4 protein-coding genes and 2 pseudogenes are annotated in these 3,273 nt (G+C 41.0%); 3 read left to right on the top strand and 3 right to left on the bottom strand.

Going from position 1 to position 3,273, the window contains the following annotated elements; all coding sequences use genetic code 11:
• Positions 1–190 (top strand): annotated as a pseudogene (locus CSQ79_RS28550) (FAD-binding protein); the annotation flags it as partial.
• Positions 187–918, top strand: coding sequence for an SDR family oxidoreductase (locus tag CSQ79_RS26815; protein ID WP_099704150.1), 732 nt, complete (start codon positions 187–189; stop codon positions 916–918). The pseudogene CSQ79_RS28550 and the gene CSQ79_RS26815, both read left to right, overlap by 4 nt.
• A 58-nt stretch (positions 919–976) precedes the next feature.
• Here CSQ79_RS26815 and CSQ79_RS26810 read toward each other — a convergent pair whose 3' ends face one another.
• Positions 977–1,942 (bottom strand): alpha/beta fold hydrolase, encoded by a 966-nt coding sequence (locus CSQ79_RS26810; protein WP_099704149.1) that lies wholly within the window; start codon positions 1,940–1,942, stop codon positions 977–979.
• Positions 1,943–2,034: 92 nt separating this feature from the next.
• On the opposite strand from CSQ79_RS26810, the gene CSQ79_RS26805 reads away from it, so the two are divergent.
• Positions 2,035–2,235, top strand: a complete 201-nt coding sequence (locus tag CSQ79_RS26805) for a hypothetical protein (RefSeq protein ID WP_099704152.1) — start codon at positions 2,035–2,037, stop codon at positions 2,233–2,235.
• A 56-nt stretch (positions 2,236–2,291) separates the two neighbouring features.
• Here the strand turns inward: CSQ79_RS26805 and CSQ79_RS26800 are convergent, their stop codons facing one another.
• Both CSQ79_RS26800 and CSQ79_RS29085 read right to left on the bottom strand, forming a co-directional pair.
• On the bottom strand, positions 2,292–2,819 hold the full coding sequence (locus CSQ79_RS26800) for a C40 family peptidase (protein ID WP_099704148.1): 528 nt from the start codon (positions 2,817–2,819) through the stop codon (positions 2,292–2,294).
• Positions 2,820–3,139: 320 nt separating this feature from the next.
• Positions 3,140–3,273: pseudogene (locus tag CSQ79_RS29085) on the bottom strand (chloramphenicol acetyltransferase); the annotation flags it as partial.

Below are 3,273 nucleotides of genomic sequence, written 5' to 3'. Positions count from 1 at the left end.
ATTGGTATTAAAATTTGGGGGACGCATCTATCTGACAAAAGATGCCAGAATGAGTCCTGAAATGTTCAATGAAAGTTATACCTCCAGAAAACAAATAGCTCAGTTAATGGAGAAATATAATCCGAAGTCAAAGTTTCAGTCCATACTTTCTCAAAGGCTTGTGCTGACCAAAAAAACCACTGAAATATGAATAAAGTACTGCTTTTAGGAGCCAACTCAGATATATCTCGTGCGATGGCCGAACAAATCGCTGAATCTGGCAAAGACCTGGTATTGGCAGCGAGAAAAGGGCATGAATTAGAGCCTATGCAAAAAGACCTACAAATCCGCTTTGGTGTCAATGTGACATTAAGGGATTTTGACGCGAGCCAGGTATCAGCGCATAGGGATTGGGTAAATGCCCTTCCTGATGGTATAGACACCGCTGTGATCGTGTTTGGGTATTTGGGAGATCAAGAAAAAGCGCTTGTTGAATGGCAGGAAGCAGAAAAAATCATCATGAGCAACTATACCGGTGCAGTGTCAATTGGTAGTGCATTGGCAGATTATTTTATCAGACAAGGCAAAGGAATGATAGTAGGCATCAGTTCTGTAGCTGGTGAGAGAGGCAGAGGTAGTAATTTTTATTATGGAAGTGCCAAAGCAGGGTTCAGCACTTGGCTTTCGGGGCTAAGAAACAGTCTATACGCTAAAGGGATACATGTGATGACCGTGAAACCGGGATTTATGGATACCAAGATGACTGCCGGTCTGGATTTGCCTCCTGCTCTCACAAGTTCTCCAGAAAAAGCAGCCAAGCAAATCCTCAGAGGCATAAGTAAGAAGAAAAATGTGATTTATGTGAGCCCAATTTGGGCAATCATCATGCTGGTCATTAAACTTATTCCGGAAGGTATATTTAAAAGAATGAAGTTGTAATTCCAGCACACAGCTTTGATTTTCTGAGACAATAGGTAAATCTCATTTTGAACATCACCTAATGCGAGAAATCATTTCTTATAGGTGTTTCATCAGCAGATATGCTGTTAACTGCCTCAGACCAATCCAAGCTTGCGTCAGCCAGGATTTCGGGTGGCGCTATTTGCAGTTCTACCAAGGCGTTCATGATAGTTTCCTTTACAAGCTCAGGTTTATTCCAGATAATATAGTGATCCTGTTCGGGCAGTGTAATCAGTTTGAATGGTCTTCCTTTCAGGCGCTTTTTGGCATAAAGCGCATTTCCCGGATAAATCAATTGGTCAGCCTCTCCGTGCAGCATCCATACAGGTACCTTGATATTATCCCAATAAGCTGACATCTTTTCCAACTCTCGAAAATGATACATTTTTTCGTCATTGGCTACTCTCAATACCGAAGGAATCAACCATTTCAGTCCCAAAAAGTGCAAGGGTCGGGAGATGCCATAGATTTTCTCCTCTCCTGGAGCCACAGCTGTGGAAATAAGCAGTAGCCCATCCAACAGCTCCGGATAGTCCATCGCAAGCCTTGCAGCAACACTCCCCCCATAGGAATTGCCCATTACAATCACCGGCTGCCCAAATGCCTGCCGCTGTATGATTTCTGCAATGTACTTGGCTTGAATTTCCAAAGATACCTCGGATCTTCCAAAGCCTGAGTATCCATAGCCTGCCCTATCCGGGGTGATGATCTTGACATGTGAAAGTAGCAGAGAATCTGTGAGAAAATCCAGTAGCCCTGAAGAAGAACCAGGTGCTCCATGAAGCAACACCAACAAAGGCAAGGTGTCAGCTCCTGCATAAGCGTATCTCATGGTTCGATCAGAAATAGTGAAATAACAAACCCCTCCACCTACATCTCTAGCTGCTAACTTGTCCAGTACGGCTGTATCATTGGTTCTAAGCCTGAGGCAGCTGGCAAATAACAGTGTGATGGCAACAGTGACCAAAAAGCTTAAACCTATATAGCTGATTTTCTTTCTCATAAATAATTAACCTAAGTACTTAAATCAAAATCAGCTCGAATAAGTTTTGTTTTTAGCTTGAAAATTGAATGTTTTGTCTCAAAGTTTACATTATGCCTATTTCATTTGATGTTTTACGGACAGGGAAGAAGTACCGACTGACCAATTATGGAGAAAAGTTTGAATTTAAAATATTGAAAATCAACACGGAGGATTTTCTGGTAAAGGACCTAAACAGTCTGGAAGAATACTACCTAATAGACCTGATTCGCTATGGCAAAGGTGCTGACTATGATTTGGAAGAGCTAGAATAGTGCGGGATGAATCTTTTCATTCGCATTTCTCCAATTGAAACCAAATAGATTTTTCATTATAAATAAGGCGGTCTTCTAGCTTTGATGAAGATCTTTTTGAAGTAATCGGCCATGAGGTTTGTTTCCATTACCCCCAACTTGGTAGATGCATGAATGAACTGTACATCATCTTTGGACCTGACCTCAGTCACCAATCCCACATGGGTAATTTCTCTCCGTCTCTTACCTGCTGCAAAAAACACCAAATCTCCAGGCTTTAATTCATATATCGCTACCCCTTTTCCAATTTTGCTTTGTTCCTTAGAGGTACGAGGAAGATCAAGTCCGGCCTCTTTAAATGAAATCACTAACAATCCTGAACAATCCATACCCGCCCTGGTGAGCCCCCCAAATCGGTAGGGAGTACCCACATAGGTCTTGGCGCTACTAATTACTTTCTGAATATTTTGATCTCTTTGCTTGGCTTTTTTGACTCCAACACAGGAACTGTTCACCAACAAAACAAATATGAAATAAAAGGAAAGTTTACCGATGAACCCCAAAAAATATTTTGAACCCTGTTCCTTTAACCCTGCACTATTCATACATCTATCATTGCAATTGTTTGAAAAACCAAAACTAAAGAATTACGCATTTTTTTAGAGGAAAAACCCACTCAAATAAATAAAGACTAAGAAATTTTTTATACTCGGCATGCACACTATTTTTGTTGAATGCAAACAGACATCCAGGTAAAAGAAGAATCTCTATTCATCGAGAGGGAAGATTTCAAGCTACATATGAAGCGGTATTGTGGAGATGAGAATGGAGAAATATGCTTTTTACTTCATGGAAGTATAGAAAATGGGCGTATCTACTATTCTAAATCTGGTAAAGGCCTCGCCCCTTTTTTAGCAAGCAAAGGCTATGATATTTTAGCTATATCCCAATCCCACCAACGAATAGCAAGTAATTGCTCAATTTCTGCATCACTAAAGCGTTGCTTGAGAGGACGTGCAGGATTACCACCAGCGACAGTGTAGGGAGGAATATCTTTAA

The organism is Gloeocapsopsis sp. IPPAS B-1203, from assembly GCF_002749975.1.
Taxonomy (GTDB): Bacteria; Cyanobacteriota; Cyanobacteriia; order Cyanobacteriales; family Chroococcidiopsidaceae; genus Gloeocapsopsis.
Note: the sequence above shows the minus strand (reverse complement) of the source record. Positions and strands in the feature narration are given on the sequence as shown.